This is a genomic window from Vibrio sp. SALL6 (assembly GCF_002002385.1).
GTDB classification, from domain to species: domain Bacteria; phylum Pseudomonadota; class Gammaproteobacteria; order Enterobacterales; family Vibrionaceae; genus Vibrio; species Vibrio parahaemolyticus.
Genome location: NZ_MQVK01000035.1, coordinates 1 through 21,873 on the forward strand (window position 1 = coordinate 1; position 21,873 = coordinate 21,873).

A 21,873-nucleotide genomic window follows, 5' to 3' on the forward strand; every position below is an offset into this window, starting at 1 on the left:
CTAGACGAAGGCCGTGCAGGGGAGAACGTTGGTGCACTTCTACGTGGTACTAAGCGTGACGAAGTTGAACGTGGTCAAGTACTAGCTAAGCCTGGTTCAATCACTCCACACACTAAGTTCGAATCAGAAGTATACGTACTATCTAAAGAAGAAGGCGGTCGTCACACTCCTTTCTTCAAAGGTTACCGTCCACAGTTCTACTTCCGTACAACTGACGTAACTGGCGACATCTCTCTACCAGAAGGCGTAGAAATGGTAATGCCAGGCGACAACATCCAAATGGTTGTTGAGCTAATCGCACCAATCGCAATGGACGAAGGTCTACGTTTCGCTATCCGTGAAGGTGGCCGTACAGTAGGTGCTGGTGTTGTTGCTAAGATCTTCGAATAATTCTTAACGAATTAAACGAATGCTTTCGGAAAATCTTGAATTAGATTTGACGAACCAGTAGCAAAAAGGGCATCATTTGATGCCCTTTTTCTGCGCTCAACATTATTTTTGCTGTTTTCTTGTTCAGAAGTGGGTTGGGTGCAGAGCAAGATTAGGCAAAGAGGCTTAATCTTAAGAAGAGTTCGCTGTTTTTCAGCGATATGGAGTTTGCCCTGCAACAGCGGGGTTGTTGTCGTCTATATTAAGACTTGTAACAGGTTGGTTTTATGAAAGCAAATAATGCTGAAACTCCTGATAGCTCAAATGCAGCAGATACGTTTAAGTGGGTTGCCGCTTTCGTATTGGCAGCTGCCGCTGTTGTGGGTAATTACCTGTATGGTGAAATGTCTGTAGTGGTTCGCGCTGCAGGCGTTGTTGTTCTAATTGCAGCTGCCCTTGGCGTTGCAGCAACAACGACTAAAGGTAAAGCAGCGATCAGTTTTGCAAAAGAATCGCGTATGGAAGTACGTAAAGTTGTTTGGCCTACTCGCCAAGAAACCATGCAAACAACACTGATCGTTTTAGCTGTAAGTATTGTAATGGCTCTAGTGCTATGGGGTATTGACGGAATTATGGTTCGTCTGGTAGCTCTAGCAACTGGGGTATAGAGGGTTTTAATTCATGAGTGAAGCTCCAAAAAAACGCTGGTATGTGGTTCAAGCCTTCTCTGGATTTGAAGGTCGTGTAGCTCAATCTCTGCGCGAGCATATCAAAATGCACGGCATGGAAGAGCTATTCGGTGAAGTACTAGTTCCTACTGAAGAAGTAGTGGAAATGCGCGCGGGTCAACGTCGCAAATCTGAGCGTAAGTTCTTCCCAGGTTACGTCCTTGTTCAGATGATTATGAACGATGAATCATGGCACCTAGTACGTAGTGTGCCGCGTGTCATGGGCTTCATTGGTGGTACCTCAGACCGTCCAGCACCTATCACTGATAAAGAAGCTGACGCTATTCTTAACCGTCTTGAGAAAGCGAGTGAAGCTCCTCGTCCACGTACTATGTACGAAGCGGGTGAAGTGGTTCGTGTTAATGAAGGTCCATTTGCTGATTTCAACGGTACCGTTGAAGAAGTGGATTACGAGAAGAGCCGCCTGAAAGTGTCTGTGTCGATCTTTGGTCGTGCAACACCAGTTGAGCTTGAATTTGGTCAGGTTGAAAAACTGGACTAATACTCTGATTTAAAGAGTATAAAAAATCACCTTTTTAGGGTTGTATAAGGCGCGAATTATGACTATAATTTCGCGCCTTTTTACTTCTTGTGAAGTAAAAAGTTTCTTACACAAACGGGGAGCTGATCCGTGATTAGCGTTTGTACCCAAACTTAGGAATTATCATGGCTAAGAAAGTTGAAGCTTACATCAAGCTACAAGTTGCTGCTGGCGCTGCGAACCCAAGTCCACCAGTTGGTCCTGCTCTAGGTCAACACGGTGTTAACATCATGGAATTCTGTAAAGCGTTCAACGCGAAAACAGAATCTCTAGAGAAGGGTCTACCAACTCCAGTAGTTATCACAGTATACAGCGACCGTTCTTTCACGTTCGTAACTAAGACTCCACCTGCTGCTGTTCTTCTTAAGAAAGCTGCTGGCGTTAAGTCTGGTTCAGGCCGTCCAAACACTGAAAAAGTGGGCACTGTAACTGACGCTCAAATCCAAGAAATCGCAGAAACTAAAGCTGCAGATATGACTGGTGCTGACATCGAAGCGATGAAGCGTTCTATCGCTGGTACTGCTCGTTCAATGGGCCTAGTGGTAGAGGGTTAATAAGATGGCAAAACTAACTAAGCGCATGCGCGTAATCCGCGAAAAAGTTGACGTAACTAAAGAATACGAAATCAACGAAGCTGTTGCTCTTCTTCAAGAACTAGCTACTGCTAAATTCGTTGAGTCTGTAGACGTTGCTGTTAACCTAGGCATTGATGCTCGTAAATCTGACCAGAACGTACGTGGTGCAACTGTACTACCTCACGGTACTGGCCGCGACATCCGCGTAGCAGTGTTCACTCAAGGTGCAAACGCTGAAGCAGCTAAAGAAGCTGGCGCAGACATCGTTGGTATGGAAGATCTTGCTGAGCAAGTTAAGAAAGGCGAAATGAACTTTGACGTAGTTGTTGCTTCTCCAGATGCAATGCGCGTTGTAGGTCAACTAGGTACTATCCTAGGTCCTCGCGGTCTTATGCCAAACCCTAAAGTTGGTACTGTAACTCCTAACGTTGCTGAAGCAGTTAAAAACGCTAAAGCTGGTCAGGTTCGTTACCGTAACGACAAAAACGGCATCATCCACACTACTATCGGTAAAGCAAACTTCTCTGCTGAGCAGATCAAAGAGAACCTAGAAGCACTTCTAGTTGCTCTGAAGAAAGCTAAGCCATCTTCAGCGAAAGGTACTTTCCTGAAGAAAGTAAGCATCTCTACTACTATGGGTGCTGGTGTTGCTGTTGATCAGGCTAGCCTGAACACTCAAGCATAATTTATTTGCTTAGGCGCAAAATTTGTGTATAATTTTGCGCCTAATATTTGTGGTTGGGGCTGAACTTTGGTTCTTTGAACTGTCTCCTAGTTCGAAATGAATTAAGACCCAGTCTCCGTCCAAGACCGTAGGTGTCAGCCTAACCGTTGACTTAATTATCCTACGTAGATGGTGCCCGAACTGACAGAAAGCTCTATGTAAATAGTTAACTTTCTTCTGGGAATGCACCTCAATAGCTCTCACTGTCGTGATGATAGTGAGTGGTGTAACGACAACCAGGAGTAAATCCAAGATGGCTTTAAACCTTCAAGACAAAAAAGCAATTGTTGCTGAAGTCAACGAAGCTGCCAGTGGTGCACTTTCTGCAGTTGTAGCTGATTCTCGTGGCGTTGAAGTTGGCGCAATGACTTCTCTACGTAAACAAGCTCGTGAAGCTGGCGTTTACATGAAAGTCGTGCGTAACACTCTAGCACGTCGTGCGGTTCAGGGTACAGACTACGAGTGTCTAACTGACACTTTCACTGGTCCTACTCTAATCGCGTTCTCTAACGAGCACCCAGGTGCTGCAGCGCGTCTTTTCAAAGACTTCGCTAAAGAGAACAAAGACTTCGAGATCAAAGCTGCTGCATTTGAAGGCGCGCTAACTGACGCTGAAGTACTAGCGACACTACCAACTTACGACGAAGCAATCGCACGCCTAATGATGTGCATGAAAGAAGCTTCTGCTGGCAAGCTGGTTCGTACAATCGCTGCTATCCGCGATCAAAAAGAAGCTGCTTAATAAGCCTTGCTTTTTACTGGTTGCTTAATAAACTTATTGTTGACTTAAAAGAGAATTGTTATGTCTATTACTAACGAGCAAATCCTAGACGCAGTTGCAGAAATGTCTGTAATGCAAGTTGTTGAACTAATCGAAGCAATGGAAGAGAAATTCGGTGTTTCTGCTGCTGCTGCTGTTGTAGCTGGCGGCGCTGCTGCTGGTGCAGCTGTTGAAGAGCAAACTGAATTCGACGTAATCCTAGAATCTGCTGGCGGTAACAAAGTTGCTGTAATCAAAGCAGTACGTGGCGCAACTGGCCTAGGTCTTAAAGAAGCTAAAGCTCTTGTAGACGGCGCTCCAGCACCTCTTAAAGAAGGTGTTGACAAAGCAGAAGCTGACGCTCTTAAAGCTCAGCTAGAAGAAGCTGGTGCAACTGTTGCTGTTAAGTAATTATTGCATAGTTTCTTAGCCTAACGGCTAATTGGCTGGTGGTTTTTTAACCACCGGCCTTTTTGCGCTGTAGGGTATAGGCGAATTTTCCCGCTGTTTAAGCGCCTGATATCCATGCAAAAAACATTTCATTCTTTCGAAATGAAATGTCACTACAGTAAACAGCTATATTAGTCACTGTCCCTTACCCCCCTTAAGTAACTAGGAGTGGGCGGACAGTTTGGGTCACTTATCAGCGAGCTGAGGAACCCCATGGTTTACTCTTATACCGAGAAAAAGCGCATCCGTAAGGACTTTGGTACTCGTCCACAAGTTTTGGACATTCCATACCTGCTATCGATCCAGCTCGATTCGTTCGACAAATTTATCGAACAGGATCCTGAAGGTCAATACGGTCTTGAAGCTGCTTTCCGTTCTGTATTCCCGATTCAGAGCTACAACGGCAATTCTGAGCTGCAATACGTTAGCTACCGTCTTGGTGAGCCAGTTTTTGACGTTAAAGAATGTCAAATCCGCGGTGTAACTTACTCAAAGCCACTACGTGTAAAACTACGCCTAGTTATCTTTGATAAAGACGCGCCAGCAGGTACTGTAAAAGACATTAAAGAACAAGAAGTCTACATGGGTGAAATTCCACTCATGACAGACAATGGTACCTTCGTAATTAACGGTACCGAGAGGGTTATCGTATCCCAGCTGCACCGAAGCCCAGGCGTGTTCTTCGACAGCGATAAGGGTAAGACCCACTCTTCAGGTAAAGTTTTATACAACGCACGCGTTATTCCTTACCGTGGTTCATGGCTTGATTTCGAGTTTGATCCTAAGGATAACTTGTACGTTCGTATCGACCGTCGTCGTAAGCTACCAGCATCGATCATCCTTCGTGCACTAGGTAAATCGACTGAAGAAATCCTAGATATCTTCTTCGAGAAAGTGAACTTCGAAGTGAAAGACCAAACTCTACTGATGGAGTTGGTTCCAGATCGTCTACGCGGTGAAACTGCGTCATTTGACATCGAATCGAATGGTAAAGTTTACGTAGAGCAAGGTCGTCGCGTTACAGCTCGTCATATCCGCCAACTAGAGAAAGATGGCGTTGATCACATCGAAGTACCAGTAGAGTACATCGTTGGTAAAGTTGCATCGAAAGATTACATCAACGAAGCAACAGGCGAGATCATTGTTAATGCTAACCAGGAAATCAGCCTGGAAGCGCTAGCGAACCTGTCTCAAGCTGGCCACAAAGCGCTAGAAGTTCTGTTTACGAACGATCTAGACCACGGTCCATTCATGTCAGAAACACTACGCATCGACAGCACTGTTGACCGTATTTCTGCATTGGTAGAAATCTACCGCATGATGCGCCCTGGTGAGCCACCAACAAAAGAAGCTGCAGAAGCACTATTCGAAAGCCTATTCTTCTCTGAAGAGCGTTACGATCTATCGACTGTTGGTCGTATGAAGTTTAACAGCTCTATCGGTCGTGAAGATGCTCAAGAGCAAGGCACACTTGATGAAACAGATATCATCGAAGTGATGAAGAAGCTTATCGCGATCCGTAACGGTAAAGGCGAAGTGGACGATATCGACCACCTAGGTAACCGTCGTATCCGTTCTGTCGGCGAAATGGCTGAGAACCAGTTCCGTGTAGGTCTAGTTCGTGTTGAGCGTGCAGTTAAAGAACGTCTAAGCCTAGGCGACCTTGACGCTGTTATGCCTCAAGACCTGATCAACGCGAAACCAATTTCTGCGGCAGTTAAAGAATTCTTTGGCTCTTCACAGCTTTCACAGTTCATGGACCAAAACAACCCGTTATCAGAAGTAACGCACAAGCGTCGTATTTCTGCATTGGGTCCTGGCGGTCTAACTCGTGAACGTGCTGGCTTCGAAGTTCGAGACGTACACGTAACTCACTACGGCCGTCTATGTCCTATCGAAACGCCGGAAGGTCCAAACATCGGTCTGATCAACTCTCTATCTGCGTTTGCGCGTTGTAACGAGTACGGTTTCCTTGAGACGCCATACCGTCGCGTTGTAGATGGTGTTGTAACAGACGAAGTAGATTACCTATCTGCAATCGAAGAAGGCCAATTCGTTATCGCTCAGGCGAACGCTAAGCTAAACGAAGATGGTACTTTTGCAGATGAGCTGATCACAGCTCGTCAGAAAGGTGAATCTGGTCTACACCCTCGTGAGCACGCTCAATACATGGACGTTGCGACAAACCAGGTTGTATCTATCGCTGCATCGCTTATCCCGTTCCTAGAACACGATGATGCGAACCGTGCATTGATGGGTGCGAACATGCAACGTCAGGCAGTTCCAACACTGAAAGCTGACAAACCGCTTGTTGGTACTGGTATCGAACGTAACGTAGCCGTTGACTCAGGTGTAACGGCTGTTGCGAAACGTGGTGGTGTAATCCAGTCAGTAGATGCTTCTCGTATCGTTGTTAAAGTGAACGAAGAAGAGCTAGTACCAGGTGAAGCTGGTATCGACATCTACAACCTGACTAAATACACACGTTCTAACCAGAACACATGTATTAACCAGCGCCCATGTGTGATGCCAGGTGAACCTGTAGCACGCGGTGACGTTCTTGCTGATGGTCCTTCAACAGACCTTGGTGAGCTAGCGCTTGGCCAAAACATGCGTATCGCGTTCATGCCTTGGAACGGTTACAACTTCGAAGACTCGATCTTAGTATCTGAGCGCGTAGTTCAAGAAGACCGCTTCACGACAATCCACATTCAAGAACTGACTTGTGTGGCGCGTGACACTAAGCTGGGCTCTGAAGAGATCACAGCGGATATTCCAAACGTAGGTGAATCTGCTCTGTCTAAACTAGACGAGTCAGGTATCGTTTACATTGGTGCTGAAGTTAAGGGTGGTGACATCCTAGTTGGTAAAGTAACACCTAAAGGTGAAACTCAGCTAACTCCTGAAGAGAAGCTACTACGTGCTATCTTCGGTGAAAAAGCATCGGATGTTAAAGATACTTCACTACGTGTACCGAACTCTGTATCAGGTACGATCATCGACGTTCAAGTCTTCACTCGCGATGGCGTAGAGAAAGACAAGCGTGCGCTTGAAATCGAACAGATGCAGCTTAAAGAAGCGAAGAAAGACCTAACTGAAGAATTCCAGATTCTTGAGGGTGGCCTTCTAAACCGTGTTAAAGCTGTATTGATTGAAGGCGGTTACTCTGAAGCGAAACTAGACGCGACTGATCGTAAGAAGTGGCTAGAACTAACGCTAGAAGATGACGCACTACAAACTCAGCTTGAACAACTTGCTGAGCAGTGGGACGAGCTAAAAGCTGACTTCGATAAGAAGTTCGAAACTAAGCGTCGCAAGATCACTCAAGGTGATGATCTAGCACCTGGCGTACTGAAGATCGTTAAGGTTTACCTAGCGGTTAAACGTCGCATTCAGCCTGGTGATAAGATGGCGGGTCGTCACGGTAACAAGGGTGTAATCTCTAAGATCAACCCTGTTGAAGACATGCCATACGATGAGAAAGGTCAGCCTGTAGACATCGTACTTAACCCACTGGGTGTACCTTCGCGTATGAACATCGGTCAGATCCTGGAAGTTCACTTAGGTCTGGCAGCGAAAGGTATCGGTGACAAGATCAACCAGATGGTTAAAGAGCAGCAAGAACTAGCGAAATTCCGCGAGTTCCTACAAAAAGTTTACGATCTAGGCGACACTCGCCAGAAAGTAGACATTGCTTCTCTATCTGATGATGAAGTACGTACTCTGATCAAGAACTTGCGTGGCGGTCTACCAATCGCGACACCTGTATTTGATGGTGCTCCAGAAGCATCAATCAAAGCACTTCTTGAGCTAGCAGACCTGCCAACATCTGGTCAGCTAACGCTGTTTGATGGTCGCACAGGTGATGCGTTTGAGCGTCCTGTAACTGTTGGTTACATGTACATGCTGAAACTGAACCACCTTGTTGATGACAAGATGCACGCACGTTCAACTGGTTCGTACAGCCTAGTAACTCAGCAGCCACTAGGTGGTAAAGCTCAATTCGGTGGTCAGCGTTTCGGTGAGATGGAAGTATGGGCACTAGAAGCATACGGTGCGGCTTACACTCTACAAGAAATGCTAACCGTTAAGTCAGATGACGTTAACGGCCGTACTAAGATGTACAAAAACATCGTAGACGGTAACCACAGCATGGAACCTGGTATGCCAGAATCGTTCAACGTATTGTTGAAAGAGATCCGCTCGCTAGGTATCAACATCGAGCTAGAAGACGAAGAGTAATCCCCACGGGATTATCGGTAGAAAGGTGCTCACTTTTGCGGGTGAGCTCCTTTTAACTCCTTACAGGAGCTGATTGTGAAAGACTTATTAAACTTTCTAAAAGCACAGCATAAGACCGAAGAATTTGATGCAATCAAAATCGGTCTATCTTCACCAGACATGATCCGTTCATGGTCTTTCGGTGAAGTTAAAAAACCTGAAACGATCAACTATCGTACGTTCAAACCTGAACGCGATGGTTTGTTCTGTGCGCGTATCTTTGGCCCAGTTAAAGACTACGAATGTCTTTGTGGCAAATACAAGCGCCTGAAGCACCGTGGTGTTATCTGTGAGAAGTGTGGTGTAGAAGTTACACAAACTAAAGTTCGTCGTGACCGTATGGGCCACATCGAGCTTGCTTCACCAGTAGCTCACATCTGGTTCCTAAAATCGCTACCGTCTCGTATCGGTCTACTAATGGATATCCCTCTACGTGATATCGAACGTGTTCTTTACTTCGAAATGTACGTAGTAACTGAACCGGGTATGACTGATCTAGAAAAAGGTCAGATGCTAACTGAAGAAGAGTATCTAGACCGTCTAGAAGAGTGGGGTGACGAGTTCACAGCTAAGATGGGTGCAGAAGCTATCAAGGACCTACTAGGTTCTATGGATATGCACGCTGAAGCTGAACAAATGCGCGAAGAGCTTGAGACTACAAACTCAGAAACTAAGCGTAAGAAAGTCACTAAGCGTCTTAAACTGGTAGAAGCGTTCATCGCATCGGGTAACAACCCAGAGTGGATGATCCTGACTGTACTTCCAGTACTTCCGCCAGATCTACGTCCTCTAGTACCACTAGATGGCGGTCGCTTTGCGACTTCTGATCTGAACGACCTATACCGTCGTGTGATCAACCGTAACAACCGTTTGAAGCGTCTTCTAGAGCTAGCTGCTCCGGACATCATCGTACGTAACGAAAAACGTATGCTGCAAGAGTCTGTTGATGCGCTACTAGATAACGGTCGTCGTGGTCGTGCGATCACTGGTTCTAACAAGCGTCCTCTGAAATCTCTTGCTGATATGATCAAGGGTAAACAAGGTCGTTTCCGTCAGAACCTTCTAGGTAAACGTGTAGACTACTCTGGCCGTTCTGTAATCACAGTAGGTCCATACCTTCGTCTGCACCAGTGTGGTCTTCCTAAGAAGATGGCACTTGAGCTATTCAAACCATTTATCTACAGCAAGCTAGAGACTCGTGGTCTTGCGACTACAATCAAAGCTGCGAAGAAAATGGTAGAGCGTGAAGAAGCGGTTGTTTGGGATATCCTAGACGAAGTAATCCGCGAACACCCAGTACTATTGAACCGTGCACCTACACTTCACCGTCTAGGTATCCAGGCGTTCGAACCAGTACTAATCGAAGGCAAAGCGATCCAGCTACACCCACTTGTTTGTGCGGCTTACAACGCGGACTTCGATGGTGACCAAATGGCGGTTCACGTACCTCTAACTCTAGAGGCACAGCTTGAAGCTCGTACTCTGATGATGTCGACAAACAACATTCTGTCGCCAGCGTCAGGTGATCCGATCATCGTACCTTCTCAGGACGTTGTATTGGGTCTGTACTACATGACTCGTGAAAAGATCAACGTGAAAGGTGAAGGCATGTACCTTTCTGGCCCAGCAGAGGCTGAGAAAGCATACCGCACTAAACAAGCTGAGCTTCACGCGCGCGTTAAAGTACGTATTACAGAGACAGTTGTAGACGAAGACGGCAACAGCACAACTGAGACCAAGATGGTAGATACCACTGTTGGTCGTGCAATGCTATGGCAAATCGTGCCAGCTGGTCTACCGTACAGCATCGTTAACCAAAAACTAGGTAAGAAGCAAATCTCTAACCTATTAAACGAGGCGTACCGTAAGCTAGGTCTGAAAGACACTGTAATCTTCGCTGACCAAATCATGTACACAGGTTTCGCTTACGCGGCACTTTCTGGCGTATCTGTTGGTATCGACGATATGGTTGTACCGCCAGCTAAGTACACTGAAATCGCAGAAGCGGAAGAAGAAGTACGTGAAATCCAGGAACAGTACCAATCAGGTCTTGTTACTGCAGGCGAACGCTACAACAAAGTGATCGATATCTGGGCATCGACCAACGACCGCGTTGCGAAAGCAATGATGGAAAACCTTTCATCTGAAACGGTAGTTAACCGTGAAGGTGAAGAGGAACAGCAAGAGTCATTCAACAGCATCTACATGATGGCGGACTCGGGCGCTCGTGGTTCTGCAGCACAGATTCGTCAGCTTGCCGGTATGCGTGGTCTGATGGCGCGTCCAGATGGTTCAATCATCGAAACGCCGATCACAGCGAACTTTAAAGAAGGTCTAAACGTACTTCAGTACTTTATCTCAACGCACGGTGCTCGTAAGGGTCTTGCGGATACGGCACTGAAAACAGCGAACTCGGGTTACCTAACTCGTCGTCTAGTAGACGTTGCTCAAGACGTTGTTGTAACTGAACATGACTGTGGCACTCACGAGGGTGTTGACATGATGCCTCACATCGAGGGTGGTGATGTTAAAGTTGCACTGTCTGAGCTAGCTCTAGGTCGTGTAGTTGCTGAAGACGTTCTAAAACCTGGTACTGAAGATGTTCTTATTCCACGTAACACCCTGATCGATGAGAAGTGGTGTCAAATCATGGAAGAGAACTCAGTAGACAGCATGAAAGTGCGCTCTGTAGTAACGTGTGATTCAGACTTCGGTTGTTGTGCACAGTGTTACGGTCGTGACCTAGCACGTGGTCACCTAGTAAACCAAGGTGAGGCAGTAGGTGTTATCGCTGCTCAGTCTATCGGTGAACCGGGTACACAGCTTACGATGCGTACGTTCCACATCGGTGGTGCGGCATCGACAGCAGCAGCAGAGAACAGCATCCAAGCGAAGAACAACGGTTCTGTTAAGCTTCACAACGCTAAGTTCGTAACAAACAAAGATGGCAAGCTAGTTATCACTTCTCGTGCATCTGAACTAACCATCATCGATGAGTTCGGCCGTACGAAAGAGAAACACAAACTGCCATACGGCTCGCTACTAAGCAAGGGCGACAACGACGCAGTTGAAGCTGGTGAAACAGTAGCGAACTGGGAAGCGCACACACTGCCAATCATCACTGAAGTAGCTGGTCGTATCCAGTTCGTAGATATGATTGATGGCGTAACAGTTTCTCGTCAAACAGATGACCTAACTGGTCTATCTTCAAGCGAAGTAACGGACGCAGCAGCTCGTCCAGCAGCAGGTAAAGATATGCGTCCAGCTATCAAACTTGTTGACGAGCAAGGTAACGACGTAATGATCCCTGGTACTGAAATGCCAGCTCACTACTTCCTACCTGGTAAAGCGATCGTGAACATTGAAGACGGCGCAGAAGTAGGTGTGGGTGATACGCTAGCACGTATTCCTCAGAAATCTGGCGGTAACAAAGATATCACCGGTGGTCTTCCACGCGTTGCTGACTTGTTCGAAGCTCGTAAGCCTAAAGAGCCTGCGATTCTTGCTGAACACACAGGTACAGTTAGCTTCGGTAAAGAGACCAAAGGTAAGCGTCGTCTAGTTATCACGCGTGATAGCGGTGAAGTTTACGAAGAGATGATTCCTAAGCATCGTCAGCTTAACGTGTTCGAAGGTGAGCGCGTTGAACGTGGTGATGTAATCGCTGATGGTCCAGAGTCTCCACATGACATTCTACGTCTACGTGGCGTACACGCAGTAACTCAGTACATCGCTAACGAAGTACAAGAAGTTTACCGTCTACAAGGCGTTAAGATTAACGATAAGCACATCGAGACTATCGTTCGTCAAATGCTACGTAAGTGTACAATTACTCACGCTGGTGACTCTGAGTTCCTACCTGGCGAGCAAGTTGAATACTCACAAGTTAAGATTGCTAACCGTAATCTAGAAGCTGAAGGCAAAGAGCCTGCACGTTTTGAACGTGAACTTCTAGGTATCACTAAAGCGTCTCTAGCAACTGAGTCGTTCATCTCTGCGGCATCGTTCCAGGAGACAACTCGCGTACTAACAGAAGCTGCGGTTTCTGGTAAGCGTGATGACCTACGTGGTCTGAAAGAGAACGTAATTGTTGGTCGTCTGATCCCAGCTGGTACTGGTTTCGCATACCACCAAGAGCGTCAAGCTAAACGTGCTGAAGCGCAAGAAGGTCCATCTGCTGAACAAGCAACAGATAACCTAGCAGCACTTCTAAACGCTGGCTTCTCTTCTGACGAGTAATCGTTAAGAGCTTAAAAGAAAAGGCACCTTCGGGTGCCTTTTTTGTATCTATTCACTTCACTCGGTTGTGAGGTACAAAAAAGGGCTGATATATAGTCATCAACCCTTTCACTCCTTTCTATTATCATTTATGCACCAGGAGGCATCGCAAGGCTATCCGCGATAAGCTGGATCAAATGGTCTTCTACTTCAAAGCGCGTTTCAATGATCTCTCCGATCAAAGACATATCAGAGTCGAAATCCTCTAACTCATCATCTTCTGTCACGTCTGAATACTTATCGGTGAAGTTTAACAACGGTTCCGTGGTTAGCACGATTTTGCCGTAAGTTTGGTTGATTTCGTTTGTTGCGACAAAGCCAGTGGCTTTCCACTTATCCATCACCATATCGTAGATTTTGAAGTGGCCTTCGGAAATATAATCGACTAGGTGTTGGCAGAAGTTTTGTAGCTCGGAGGGAGAAGGAAGTTCTAGAACGTTGGATTTCGAACAAGGTTGCAGTGCTGCAAGCTTACAATATTCGACAATTAAGGATTGTCTCGTCTCTAACCAGTGATCAATGACATCACTGGAGCCACCCCACTGGTCTTGTGTTTGTTTGAATTTTTTTAGCATGACCATGCCCTCATGATCTGATCGCCGTCTGGCGAACGTATCCTTTGCAAAGCAAAGTTAGTAAAGTTATTACAAACTCTTGTCCTTACTAGAATTTATAGTTGCAAATATCGTTAAGAACAAACTCTAGTATGAAATTAGATTGCCAGTAAAATGAACGAACTTCAAGCAAAGGGATGGTGTAATGTTAAGAAAAGGTGATGTTAACCGTGTGGCAAATGCACATTGGTGTGTTGTTGCAGGAAGTGAAATTTGGCTGGTGGATGGTGCTGTGCCTTTTGGTAGTGCGGAGCAGTTCTCACTGCCAGAAGAGAATGCGAGGCAAATTGGTGACTATCTTGGTTCGCCAGTGATGTGGATTAATTTTGCAGATTTGGAGCAAGATCTCCCACTCGTTTCATTGCGCGACTGTTTACATTTCCCTGAACCGCTATTTATGCTGTTGAGCAAGGCTATCCAATATGGGCACATGACCCAAAGCTTACGCTTTTGTCCGCAATGTGGTGGGCGCAACTTTCTTAATAATAATCAATTTGCCATGCAATGCGGAGAGTGTCGTACTTTGCACTACCCGCGCATTTTCCCATGCATCATCGTTGCTGTGCGTAAAGAAAATCAGATTTTACTAGCGCAACACCCAAGGCATCGAAATGGCATGTACACCGTGATTGCGGGCTTTTTAGAGGCGGGAGAAACTTTAGAAGACTGTGTCGCGCGCGAAGTGCATGAAGAGACGGGCATTCACGTGAAAAACATTCGTTACTTTGGCAGTCAGCCTTGGGCCTTTCCATCCAGTATGATGATGGCGTTCCTCGCCGATTATGATTCTGGTGAGCTCAATCCGGATTATACGGAGTTATCCGATGCACAATGGTTCGGTGTGAAAGAAATGCCACCAGTGGCACCAACAGGCACTATTGCAAGGGCGCTAATTGAGCAGACCGTTAGTGATATTCTTTCAGACTGAGATGCTGATCGTAAAGGATGTAAAGGTTAAAAATTAATCATTTTTGAGACATCACTGTTGCTAGACTAGCTTGGTATGACGTTCTGTATTGATGGGTTTATAAATAATGGAGTATACCGAATGAAGTTGAAATCAGCGTTATGGCTAGGATTAGTATCGTGCACAATGGTAAGCATGTCGGCAAATGCAAGTATCGAAGTAAAAGCGAAGCGCATGTTGACAGAAAATACCATGACAGAAAATGTAACCAAGGTGCAGCAGGCTTGTGGTAATGAAGTACTAGAAACCAATATCGATTGGGCTCAGTGGGATAATTATGATTTTTCTGAAGCTCGACTTGATAAAGTAAAAACCACCGGTTGGTTAGGTGGCCTTATTAACTACATCTATGATGATATGGTGAAGTTGTGCACGACAACTGAGCACGCAGCTTTGTATAAAGAAGAGTTTCAAAAAGTTCAAAAAATCCAATTCGTAGGTCAAGATTCAGTGAATGCGAAAAAAGCAGGTTTCGCGTTAGATGAAGGTGGTAGCGTACTCAAAGTTGCCCTGAATCCAAATGCGGCTTACGACTCTTCAACGTTGAAGTACCTTAAGCAGGCATGGAACTAAAACGATGAAGAAAACGTTATTGTCGTTATTCATGGTGTCCGTCAGCTTTGCCGTGGTCGGTGAAGAAGCTCGTTACACCATGGACGACTTAAAGGCATTGAACGGCTCTAAAAATTGGAATGAGCTATTAGCGCATGCGGAAGATATTCGTCCATCTCAACGTAATAGCGAGTGGGAAAGCCTAGTTCAAAATGCGGCGTTGGGAGCGTTTGAACACTATGTCGCATCTGGAGCAAAAGATGATGCGATTGGTCTGGGTCAGCAGTTAATCCTATCTTACCCGTTTCTTTCTCAATCTAAGAGTTTTACTCAGCAGTTCTCGAAAGAGCTGGTGCCTGCAGCACAACCATGTATTCAATATGCGATAGAGGGATGTGTGGAAAATTATGGTCAGCTTCTTAGTACCTTGGCACCAAGCGCTGAGGTGAGTTACGAAGAAGGAACCAAAGTTTTCCAGAATGTCTCGAAGTCACTATCGGTTCCTTTTTTTGCAGCAGCAGTGCAGCAAGCTGAGAACTACTGTGCGGATGAAAACGTCGCAAATGCGTTGCTCTACACCTTGGATAGACCAAATAATACCAACTTCGCTTTGGCGAAAGAGGTTGCTACACAAAGGTGTGCTAACACCGCACTAACAAACTTTGAAAATTACATTATTGAGTCGCAAACCGTAAGAGAAGCTCTTTGCCCGACATATTTGTCTAAAGGACATGTAAAAGGGTTAATGAAAAAAGTTTGCCAGTCATAACTGCTCGTTCTTAAAGCCACCGCAAGGTGGCTTTTTAATTTATTGAAATTTAGGCAAAAAAAACCCTCCGAGAGGGAGGGGGTAAGTAAGATGTCGTTATGAGATGCTGAGTACCGAGTACTCAGTTTATAATTGTAGTTTTCGCTAGCGAACAAATTTTTAACACTGATGCGGATTGTGTGCAAATTAAGCATTGATTTAAAAGTTAATAACTTGATCCAGGTTGCAAAGCACACAGCTATTGGCCTTAAATCAGTGATAGAATACCCCCTTTCAAAGAAAGCCTAACAATTGGAACTACGGAATGACTGAATTAAAAAATGATCGTTATCTGCGTGCGCTTCTTAAAGAGCCGGTAGATTACACGCCAGTATGGATGATGCGTCAGGCAGGTCGTTACTTACCAGAATACAAAGCTACGCGTGCTCAAGCGGGCGATTTCATGTCTTTGTGTAAGAATGCGGAGCTGGCGTCTGAAGTAACTCTTCAACCACTACGCCGTTTTCCTCTTGATGCAGCGATCTTGTTCTCTGACATCCTAACTATCCCAGATGCAATGGGCCTGGGTCTGCGTTTTGCTGCTGGTGAAGGTCCGGTCTTCGATAACCCAATTACTTGCAAAGCCGACGTAGAGAAAATCGGTCTGCCAGATCCAGAAGGTGAACTGCAGTACGTAATGAATGCCGTGCGTCAAATCCGCAAAGATTTGAATGGTGATGTACCTCTAATTGGTTTCTCTGGTAGCCCATGGACGCTTGCGACTTACATGGTTGAAGGTGGTAGCTCTAAGGCCTTCACGAAGATCAAGAAGATGATGTACGCAGAACCTCAAACTCTGCATCTTCTACTGGATAAGCTAGCAGATAGCGTGATTGACTACCTAAATGCACAAATCAAAGCCGGCGCGCAGTCAGTTATGGTATTTGATACATGGGGTGGCGTTCTGACTCCTCGTGATTACAACCTGTTCTCATTGCAATACATGCACAAGATAGTGGATGGCCTGATTCGCGAAAATGACGGTCGTCGCGTACCTGTTACGCTATTTACTAAGAATGGCGGTATGTGGCTAGAGCAAATCGCAGCAACGGGTTGTGATGCGGTTGGTCTAGACTGGACGATCAATATTGCAGATGCGAAAGCGCGTATCGGCGATAAAGTGGCACTGCAAGGCAACATGGATCCATCTATGCTTTACGCTTCACCTGAGCGTATCCGTGAAGAAGTAGCGGGTATCCTAGAAGGTTTTGGTGATGCTGGTACAGGTCACGTATTCAACCTAGGTCATGGCATCCACCTAGATGTGCCGCCAGAAAACGCGGGTGTGTTTGTTGAAGCGGTACATGAGCTATCTAAGCCTTACCACAAATAATCTCGATTTATTGAAATCCAATACCGGCCATCAGTGCCGGTATTTTTTTACCTGAAATTTGAATTGTACAGCTTAGTAAGCATTTGGCCTGTCATGATCTAATTACTATCTAAGCTGTACAATAAAAATTAAAGTCAATTATAAACAATGACTTAAATTTATGTTGTTTGTGTTTCAATTTTCTTATTCAGATTAACTAGCAATTAGATCATCGGTAACTCAAAGCATCGAGTGAACGCGCTGTTGGATATAGGGAACGACTTCCGACTCAAACCATGGATTCTTCTTTAACCACAGCGTATTGCGTGGGGAAGGGTGAGGTAGAGGAATAAACTCAGGTTCCCAATCTTGCCATTGCTGAACGGTTTGCGTGAGAGTTTTGGGCTTGTTGGTGAGGTAGTACTGCTGAGAGTACTGACCAATAAGCAGAGTCAACTCTATATTGGGGAGCTGTTCGAGAATCTTTTTGTGCCATGTAGGAGCGCACTCTTTTCTCGGTGGCAGATCTCCCGAGTTACCTTTACCCGGATAGCAGAATCCCATTGGTACAATGGCAATTTTATTCGGGTCGTAGAACACGTCTTTGTCGATATCAAGCCATTGGCGCAGTCGGTCACCACTTGGATCATTCCAAGGTATCGAAGTGCTGTGGACTTTTGTTCCTGGCGCTTGGCCAATAATCAGAATGCGTGCGTTTTTACCGGCTTGAAGCACAGGGTTGGCTCCGAGAGGTAAACTCTCAGCGCAGATCTGGCACGCGCGCACTTGTTGGAGTAGATTCTCTAGAGACATCTATCTTTAATACCCTTTCTCGAAATCCACTTGATTGTTTAATGAGAAACCATCGCGCCAAAGTCGGTAATTGTCGGCAAAAATGTCGACCACCTGTTCAGGAAAGCTCAATGCGGCAATGTGTGGCGTGATGGTCACTTGCGGTAACTTCCAAAACGGATGCGCTGGTGGCAATGGTTCTTGCTCAAACACGTCCAAGAAAGCGTGTTCTACCCAGCGATTCTTGATGGCGAGCAACAAGCTGGCTTCATCCAACACATCTCCTCTACCTACATTGAATAATAAAGCTTGGTTGAGATGTTGAAGTGTTTCACGGTTGAGCAAGGCACGAGTATTAGGTGTACTCGGTAATGTATTAACGACAATATCTGCCTTTCTTAAAGCATTTGCTAGTTCATTGATGTGGAAGGTTTGTGCAAATTCATCATTGGCTGTTGGAATTCCTGTACGATTAATACCAATCGTGTTAATCCCCATCGTCTGGGCCGTTTGTGCTAGGCATTTCCCAATGCTACCCGTACCGAGAATCACCATGGTTTTGCTTTGCAGTGATGTGTAGAGATGCGGTTGCCACTGCTTGTTTTGTTGTTGCTGGTGGTAGTGCATAAAATGACGATAGTGGCTGATGCAATATCCGAGGACGTACTCTGCGATTAGCGGACCAAACACGCCACGCACATTCGTTAGCGTATAGTCTTGGCGAAATTCTGGGGTAATGAGCGCATTTACGCCTGCATAGGTAGATTGTACCCACTCAAGTTGTGAAAATTCGTCTAATCTTTGTGAGAGTAAAGGAGGATCGGCAAGAACAATGTGTGCCTCTTGCGGCTTGTCCGTAATGTTCAGGTCGGGCAGATTTTTCTCCGCCAATAACGTTTCGTAGGTGTCACGATGCTCTGAGAGCAGGAAAATCTGATTTGGATGCTGCATTAACTTTTTTCCCTGTGATGAATCAAGTACACTTTCGCTGTTTTTTTCTTCAATGATTGAGTGACTATGCTTAAGAATCCTCTTCAGGTTCGTTTAGAAAAACTAGAACCTTGGCAACAAATTACCTTTATGGCGTGTCTGTGTGAACGCATGTATCCAAACTATGCGATGTTTTGTGAGAACACAGAATTTGCTGAACCGCGTGCTTACCGAGCGATTCTTGATAGTGTATGGGAAATTCTGACCGTTAAGAACGCGAAAGTGAATTTCGAGCGTCAACTAGAGAAGCTAGAAGAATTGTTCCCAAGTGCCGACGAGTATGATTTTTACGGTGTATACCCAGCGATGGATGCGTGTCAGGCATTGTCTACTCTATTGCATGGTCTGTTGGATCGCGACTACCTTTTCGATTCAATGCTTAAAGTGAGCCAACAGTCGGTACAAACCGTTGCTGATTTAGAGCAAGCACAGGGCAGCGAGCCAATCACAAACGACAATCAAAAAGAAAATGAAGCCGTATGTGAAGAGTGGGATGTCCAGTGGGCAATCTTCCGTCCGCTGCGTGAAGCAACGGAACGTGATATCAACTTGATCAAAGACTTGCGTGAAGAACTACGCGAAGAAGCCGTGAGCAACATCGGCATCGCACTGTAATGCGAAAGCGAATATGAAAAAGGCATCCCGTGGGATGCCTTTTTTGTTGGAAACGTGGTTACGATTCTTTTGAGTCTGGTTTTGTTGGCTCTTGTGTTTCTGGCTCAACGTTTTGTTTTTCTAACTCTTCGTCGTCGTCATCGCGGCTTTCGATTACACCGTGCATTTCTTTCCAGCTTTCCCAGCGTTGGTAGGCCAGTTCTTGCATGTCGGTGCTCTTGTCGGCTTCGTCGATGATTTCTTCACCAACTAAGTGCTCAAAGATGTCTTCAAGTGTGACAAGGCCAAGCACAGTGCCGTATTCGTCGACCACAAGTGCCAGTTGTAGGCGGTGCGTCATCATTTGATCGAATACTTTTGGTAGCGCTGTATTGTTCAGAACCACTTGGATTGGACGCATGACCGCACCGAGTTGTTTCTGACCACTGCCTGATTGCTGCATCTTAAACAGTTCTAGACGATGCACAAAGCCGATGATGTTGTCTTTCTGCTCGCTGTATACCAGCGGACGTGAGAACGGTGTGTCTTTGTGTTTGTCCAGAAACTCATTAATGGTCATCGTTGCGTCAACGCGGAAGACAACAGGGCGAGGTGTCATGACTTGTGTGACAGGCACATCTTGAATCCCTAGCAGGTTGCTTAAGATTTTAGATTCGCCTTCTGCAAACTCACCACTTTCGCGTGCCAAAATCGCCATCGCAGAAAGTTCATCACGCATTTTTGGTGCTTCGTGGTTACGAGCCAAACGCTTGGTGATTTGCTCTGAAAACCATACAAATGGCGTTAGCGCCCATACCATCCAACGTAGCGATACCGCCGCTGCTGGTGCAAGCTGACGCCAGTACGTTGCACCGATGGTTTTCGGTACGATTTCAGAGAGAACCAAGATCGCCAGTGTGAGAACAGCAGAGAAGATGCCAAGTGCTTCGCTGCCGAATACGACGGCCGCCTGTGCACCTGCTGTTGCTGCACCGATAGTGTGAGCAATAGTGTTTAGAGTCAGAATCGACGCTAATGGGCGGTCGATGTCGGACTTGAGTTTAGATAGCTGCTCAGCAGCAGGATGCCCCTGTTGATTGAGCTGCGCAATGTAGCTCGGACTGATACTCAGTAGTACCGCCTCCAGTACCGAACAGATAAACGAAATGCCGATAGCAATAGAGATATAAATGGATAACAGCAGCATAGTTGCCCTTGAAAGTAGTCTGATAGTTGTTATTTGCAGTGATTATAACCGCAAAAGTGCCTTATTAATTGGTCCAAATACGTAGGAAAGCAAGGGCTTTCAGACCGCATGTGGTAACAAATTGTGAGTTATTACTCATATTATGGCTAAAAGTACGTCAGAAAATCGAAAGATCGCTTACAAACCTTTGCCAGATGGGGCATTTATGCTTTAGAGTGAGACGAATTCGATAACATATGAGAAGGGAAACCTAATGAACAAGACCCAATTAATCGACTTTATCGCAGAGAAAGCAGACCTATCAAAAGCACAAGCTAAAGCTGCTCTTGAAGCGACTCTTGAAGGTGTAACTGGTGCACTTAAAGAGGGTGACCAAGTTCAACTAATTGGTTTTGGTACATTCAAAGTAAACCACCGCGCTGCACGTACTGGTCGCAACCCTAAGACTGGTGACGAGATTCAAATCGCAGCAGCTAACGTACCTGCATTCGTAGCAGGTAAAGCGCTGAAAGAATCAGTAAACTAAGTTAGAATGCACCGAGGTATCCTGCCTCGGTGCAATTTCATGAAAAAACATCTACTCACTTCACTCCTCCTATCTAGCCTTTTTCTTATTGGCTGTTCTTCTGTTGAAACGCCTAATCTAGAACAATTTACCCACTTTTCTGGCGGAAAAACCGCAGGTGACACCAGTAGTTTGTATTGGATGACTGAGCGATTAACTCGAGTCAGTACCGCGGCAGATTACGTCACGATGGGTGATCATGGCTGGTATAAAAGTGATTACCGTTGGGATGAAGGCGAGTTGCGTGAGTTGATTCGAAAAGGTGAGCAAATCGATGCCAAGCAAAGACTGGTGCCTTTTCAAATCCACATCCGCTTTAATAAAGATGGTGAAGCGATTTATCAGCAATATCGCGTAAATCGCAAAGTCTTGCCGTTGCAGCGCGAGCAACTTGATCGATACAAAGCTGAAGCTAATGATGTCGTTGTTGCCATCAAAGAGCAGTCTCGCAACGGGCAGAACCTCGTACAAGGCTATTGGAATGGTCAAGCATTTGAAACCTGCAAAGGGAAAGAGTTCTCGACGCTAGAGTTCAACCAAACCCTGCCGAAATTTGTTATCGACCGTTTATCATCGGTCGATAGCTACATTGCCTTTGTTGGTAAAGAATCTCGTAATGAAGTGGTGGTAGACAGCCTCTTGATGCTCAATGATGACGACTTTGATTGTGTATCACGACCAAAGTTTATCTCTGAGTAAGGCTTCTACGTTTTTACGCTGGATGCGAAAGAACAATAAAAAAGGCGCTGAATGCGCCTTTTGTCTT

The 21,873-nt window shown here is 45.7% G+C and carries 19 protein-coding genes and 1 pseudogene; 16 read left to right on the plus strand and 4 right to left on the minus strand.

Annotation, left to right across the window (positions count from 1 at the left end):
* From tuf to rpoC, 9 genes and pseudogenes are all read left to right on the plus strand, one after another.
* Window positions 1-390 (plus strand): annotated as a pseudogene (gene tuf, locus BIW15_RS20665) (elongation factor Tu); the annotation flags it as partial.
* Between the two features lie 266 nt (window positions 391-656).
* On the plus strand, window positions 657-1,037 hold the full coding sequence (gene secE, locus BIW15_RS20675) for a preprotein translocase subunit SecE (RefSeq protein WP_005384680.1): 381 nt from the start codon (window positions 657-659) through the stop codon (window positions 1,035-1,037).
* A gap of 13 nt (window positions 1,038-1,050) precedes the next feature.
* Window positions 1,051-1,599: a transcription termination/antitermination protein NusG gene (nusG, locus tag BIW15_RS20680; protein WP_005384681.1), complete on the plus strand. Its 549-nt coding sequence runs from the start codon at window positions 1,051-1,053 to the stop codon at window positions 1,597-1,599.
* A gap of 164 nt (window positions 1,600-1,763) precedes the next feature.
* Entirely contained in the window at window positions 1,764-2,192 is a 429-nt protein-coding gene (gene rplK / locus BIW15_RS20685; protein ID WP_005489784.1) for a 50S ribosomal protein L11, read from the plus strand.
* A 4-nt stretch (window positions 2,193-2,196) separates the two neighbouring features.
* A complete protein-coding gene (gene rplA / locus BIW15_RS20690) occupies window positions 2,197-2,898 on the plus strand; it encodes a 50S ribosomal protein L1 (RefSeq protein WP_005489780.1) in 702 nt (233 codons plus the stop codon).
* A 292-nt stretch (window positions 2,899-3,190) separates the two neighbouring features.
* Window positions 3,191-3,679 (plus strand): 50S ribosomal protein L10, encoded by a 489-nt coding sequence (gene rplJ, locus BIW15_RS20695; protein ID WP_005481772.1) that lies wholly within the window; start codon window positions 3,191-3,193, stop codon window positions 3,677-3,679.
* 60 nt (window positions 3,680-3,739) lie between these two features.
* On the plus strand, window positions 3,740-4,108 hold the full coding sequence (rplL, locus tag BIW15_RS20700; protein WP_005466152.1) for a 50S ribosomal protein L7/L12: 369 nt from the start codon (window positions 3,740-3,742) through the stop codon (window positions 4,106-4,108).
* 252 nt (window positions 4,109-4,360) lie between these two features.
* Entirely contained in the window at window positions 4,361-8,389 is a 4,029-nt protein-coding gene (gene rpoB / locus BIW15_RS20705) for a DNA-directed RNA polymerase subunit beta (protein WP_005456486.1), read from the plus strand.
* 75 nt (window positions 8,390-8,464) lie between these two features.
* Window positions 8,465-12,667 carry a DNA-directed RNA polymerase subunit beta' gene (gene rpoC, locus BIW15_RS20710; protein WP_005456484.1) on the plus strand — a complete coding sequence of 1,401 codons (4,203 nt, stop codon included), beginning with the start codon at window positions 8,465-8,467 and terminating at the stop codon, window positions 12,665-12,667.
* Between the two features lie 128 nt (window positions 12,668-12,795).
* Here the strand turns inward: rpoC and BIW15_RS20715 are convergent, their stop codons facing one another.
* Entirely contained in the window at window positions 12,796-13,287 is a 492-nt protein-coding gene (locus tag BIW15_RS20715) for an Rsd/AlgQ family anti-sigma factor (RefSeq protein WP_005497574.1), read from the minus strand.
* Window positions 13,288-13,465: 178 nt separating this feature from the next.
* Here BIW15_RS20715 and nudC point away from each other — a divergent pair, with 178 nt between their 5' ends.
* The 4 genes from nudC to hemE all read left to right on the plus strand — a co-directional run bounded on the left by nudC (window position 13,466) and on the right by hemE (window position 16,980).
* Window positions 13,466-14,248: an NAD(+) diphosphatase gene (nudC, locus tag BIW15_RS20720; RefSeq protein WP_017449540.1), complete on the plus strand. Its 783-nt coding sequence runs from the start codon at window positions 13,466-13,468 to the stop codon at window positions 14,246-14,248.
* 120 nt (window positions 14,249-14,368) lie between these two features.
* On the plus strand, window positions 14,369-14,860 hold the full coding sequence (locus tag BIW15_RS20725) for a hypothetical protein (protein WP_015297455.1): 492 nt from the start codon (window positions 14,369-14,371) through the stop codon (window positions 14,858-14,860).
* 4 nt (window positions 14,861-14,864) lie between these two features.
* A complete protein-coding gene (locus BIW15_RS20730; RefSeq protein ID WP_015297454.1) occupies window positions 14,865-15,608 on the plus strand; it encodes a hypothetical protein in 744 nt (247 codons plus the stop codon).
* Between the two features lie 304 nt (window positions 15,609-15,912).
* Entirely contained in the window at window positions 15,913-16,980 is a 1,068-nt protein-coding gene (hemE, locus tag BIW15_RS20735) for a uroporphyrinogen decarboxylase (protein ID WP_005456478.1), read from the plus strand.
* 219 nt (window positions 16,981-17,199) lie between these two features.
* Here the strand turns inward: hemE and BIW15_RS20740 are convergent, their stop codons facing one another.
* Together BIW15_RS20740 and BIW15_RS20745 are read right to left on the minus strand one after the other, a co-directional pair.
* Window positions 17,200-17,772, minus strand: a complete 573-nt coding sequence (locus tag BIW15_RS20740; RefSeq protein ID WP_077281564.1) for a uracil-DNA glycosylase family protein — start codon at window positions 17,770-17,772, stop codon at window positions 17,200-17,202.
* A gap of 6 nt (window positions 17,773-17,778) precedes the next feature.
* On the minus strand, window positions 17,779-18,702 hold the full coding sequence (locus tag BIW15_RS20745; RefSeq protein ID WP_005456455.1) for a D-2-hydroxyacid dehydrogenase: 924 nt from the start codon (window positions 18,700-18,702) through the stop codon (window positions 17,779-17,781).
* Between the two features lie 66 nt (window positions 18,703-18,768).
* Here BIW15_RS20745 and BIW15_RS20750 point away from each other — a divergent pair, with 66 nt between their 5' ends.
* Window positions 18,769-19,356, plus strand: coding sequence for a YjaG family protein (locus BIW15_RS20750; RefSeq protein WP_005456454.1), 588 nt, complete (start codon window positions 18,769-18,771; stop codon window positions 19,354-19,356).
* Between the two features lie 58 nt (window positions 19,357-19,414).
* Here the strand turns inward: BIW15_RS20750 and BIW15_RS20755 are convergent, their stop codons facing one another.
* Window positions 19,415-20,542, minus strand: a complete 1,128-nt coding sequence (locus tag BIW15_RS20755) for a CNNM domain-containing protein (RefSeq protein WP_005456452.1) — start codon at window positions 20,540-20,542, stop codon at window positions 19,415-19,417.
* Window positions 20,543-20,795: 253 nt separating this feature from the next.
* Here BIW15_RS20755 and hupA point away from each other — a divergent pair, with 253 nt between their 5' ends.
* Together hupA and BIW15_RS20765 are read left to right on the plus strand one after the other, a co-directional pair.
* Window positions 20,796-21,068 (plus strand): nucleoid-associated protein HU-alpha, encoded by a 273-nt coding sequence (gene hupA / locus BIW15_RS20760; RefSeq protein WP_005433627.1) that lies wholly within the window; start codon window positions 20,796-20,798, stop codon window positions 21,066-21,068.
* A 39-nt stretch (window positions 21,069-21,107) separates the two neighbouring features.
* Window positions 21,108-21,806 (plus strand): DUF1481 domain-containing protein, encoded by a 699-nt coding sequence (locus BIW15_RS20765; RefSeq protein ID WP_179115322.1) that lies wholly within the window; start codon window positions 21,108-21,110, stop codon window positions 21,804-21,806.
* Window positions 21,807-21,873 lie beyond the last annotated feature (67 nt).